The following is a 2,573-nucleotide window of genomic DNA, read 5'->3' on the forward strand; positions in this document are numbered from 1 at the left end:
GCATCAACGGGTCGGCCCCGCCCTTTTCGGCCCAGGCGACCGTTCGCGCGGGTTCGGTGCGGATCGAATTCGGCGGGCCGGCCTGCGCCAGCGCGCCCTGCAACCAGAGCGCCATGTCCGGCGCGCTGGCGGGTGCCGGATCGGGAAGCGCGAGCTGGGCGTTGACACGTTGCTGCGCCATCGACAGCTTCAGCACCGCGCGATGGTTGAGCCAGATCCCGGCGGTACCGAAGATCAGGCCCAGGATTGCGCCCCAGAGTCCGATCCAGCCGTGGGCCTTGCGGATAAATTGGACGAGCAGGATGCGGCGCTCTGTCTTGGAACGGCTGGCCTGGAGGGGGGCGGTCGCGTTCGTTGCGTCGGTCATGGATCGGGATGGTGCGCTTGTCTGACCCGAACATAGACCAAAAACCCGCATGAATGCTTGATGTCGTTAGAGTCGGGGCAAAATACGCCCCCTTTTGTGCCCCCCTCTATCTGGAGGTCACGTCAGCCGGTGGCCGCTACTGTCTTTGCAACGCCTGGGTCTTCATCACGACCCAGCATTAGCCTTGCGTCGTCGCGCTTGGCGCGGGCTTCCTTCAGCGCAACTTCGGGGTAGACACCGAAGGCCAGGCGCTTCTCCTTGCCGGCGAAGCGATACTTCATGCGCCGAAGCCGGGATGCCCACGGAGAACGGGAGAAATCTGCTGGCGACAGGGTCAGGACGCGAGCCTGCGTGCGTGCCAAGCCCTTTGCAGCAAGCTAATGGGCAATCTCGCTGCGTGCGATGCCGCAACCTTGACCTGATCGGCGAGCGGATGCTGCCCGATCTCTGCCGGCGACCAGCCGCATTTGCGAAGCATGTAGTTGAACGCGTGCGCGCTCGTCAGCATGTCGGACTTCTGCGTGCGAAAAGTGAACGCCAGCGAGACGGAGAGTTCGGAACCTGTATGCACCCGATGAGGGGCGATGAAAGGGTGATGGACACCGAGACCTGGCTTGAGATCGAAGGTCATCGCCTTCGATTCGAACGAGGGCAGGTAGGTCGGCCGCTTGCTGCTGAAGAGCGAGAGCAGGCGGTCCTTCTCTGCCGGACTCATGATCTCGTCGTCGCTGGGATCCCACAGAGCCACCTTCTTGTCGCCGCGCACCTGAAGCAGAAAGTTCATCTCGCGATCCATGTGGTAGGGCGTGACCGAGTCCTGCGTGGAGATGAAGATGTATGTCGAATACCAGGTGACCACCGGATCGAACTCGTCGATGGCCGCGGCGATCTCTGTCAGCAGACCTTCCAACAAGGGCCGGTAGGCGGCATCGCGTTCCGGGTTGTAGATGCAGATGAAGGCCCTCGATTGCTCGAAGCGTTCCAGTACGTCTTCCAGCGAAAGGCCCTGGCTGTAGCGCGCATAGGACGAGTCGAAGTCGGCGTCACCGGGTATCACGCCGACCCGATACTTCACCTCGTTGCGCGGCAGACGCCGGCAGAGCGTAAACAATTCCGGCAGCGAGAAACTAGGATGGGTGGCCAGGCGATGGTTCACCAGGAACGGTTCCCGGTTGTATGAGGCCCGGACCGCCTCAGGGTCGAAATCGATCAGATGCTGCATCTGTTGCCGCCCTCGTGCAGCCAGGGTGGCAGCGACTTCCCTCGAGACGAATTCACCCAGCATGGTCGACTCCCGGATCGGTGCAGGGCCAGCGCGCACGCTGCGCGTCCGTCATTGCTCGCACACGTAGTACACAAGTTTTCACATTTCCATGGCCGCGTCAAGTGGCCATACGGACGATCAGCCCGGACTGGCCAACCGTCGGCGGCGCAGTACGCCCCCAGCGGCCCTATACGCCGTCGACACTTTCCCTGGTGAAATCACACGAAACGTCCTGAAGTAGGGGTGTCGCCACGTACCGCCCAGCCCTTGAAAGCACCGCGGTTTGCCGGCGTCACCCCGGCAGACCAGAACGCTCGCGGTAGACGCGGCCATGTTGATCTCTTCGGGCATACGCGGGCAGTGGCGGCCCGACGAAGAGATCAGCCCTTCGAAGGCGAGCCGCGAGTCAGGACAACGGGCACTTCGCTCGCATTTTCACCCGTGCAGAGAAATGCCCCCATCCTTGAATCCCCTGCCCTCATAAGTGCCCCCAGATGCCCCCGGATTCTGTTCAAATTCCATGGACGACATCGGACGACGAGTGCGGTCCTTGCAAGGGAAAAATGAAAAGGCTCGGACAACATTGGACTTTGCCGGGCCGTTGTTTGGTGCCGCTTGTCGGAATCGAACTGACGACCTACCGCTTACAAGGCGGTTGCTCTACCAACTGAGCTAAAGCGGCGGGAATTTTGATTTTAGCGGCGCGGCCGGGGCGTGCCGCTCACTTGATCCGCTTGAGGGACGGTCGCGCCCCGCCGCCGGCCGGTGGACGCGGCGGCTCGTCGGGATCGAGGGGCGCGCTGCCGGTCTCGATCGCCTCTTCGCCTTCGCCGGGCACGAGGTGAACCACCTTGCCGGCGTCGCCCTCGGTGCCGCGCGACGCATCGCGCAACGGGGTCCGGGTCGAGGCCGCCGACGAATGGGCGGGGGGTGGTGCGGCAC

At 63.1% G+C, this 2,573-nt stretch carries 2 protein-coding genes, 1 tRNA gene and 2 pseudogenes; all 5 read right to left on the reverse strand.

Translation table 11 applies throughout. The features are described from left to right. Nucleotides 1-367: pseudogene (locus AC1DY5_RS50825) on the reverse strand (PepSY-associated TM helix domain-containing protein); the annotation flags it as partial. Between the two features lie 122 nt (nucleotides 368-489). Further along, entirely contained in the window at nucleotides 490-648 is a 159-nt protein-coding gene (locus AC1DY5_RS50830; protein ID WP_478121885.1) for an Arm DNA-binding domain-containing protein, read from the reverse strand. 53 nt (nucleotides 649-701) lie between these two features. Beyond that, nucleotides 702-1,652 (reverse strand): cupin-like domain-containing protein, encoded by a 951-nt coding sequence (locus AC1DY5_RS50835; RefSeq protein ID WP_478121886.1) that lies wholly within the window; start codon nucleotides 1,650-1,652, stop codon nucleotides 702-704. Between the two features lie 585 nt (nucleotides 1,653-2,237). After that, nucleotides 2,238-2,313, reverse strand: a tRNA-Thr gene (locus AC1DY5_RS50840). A 39-nt stretch (nucleotides 2,314-2,352) separates the two neighbouring features. Beyond that, a pseudogene (locus AC1DY5_RS50845) lies at nucleotides 2,353-2,573 on the reverse strand (ClpXP protease specificity-enhancing factor); the annotation flags it as partial.

The organism is Variovorax sp. P4_D9, from assembly GCF_056401695.1.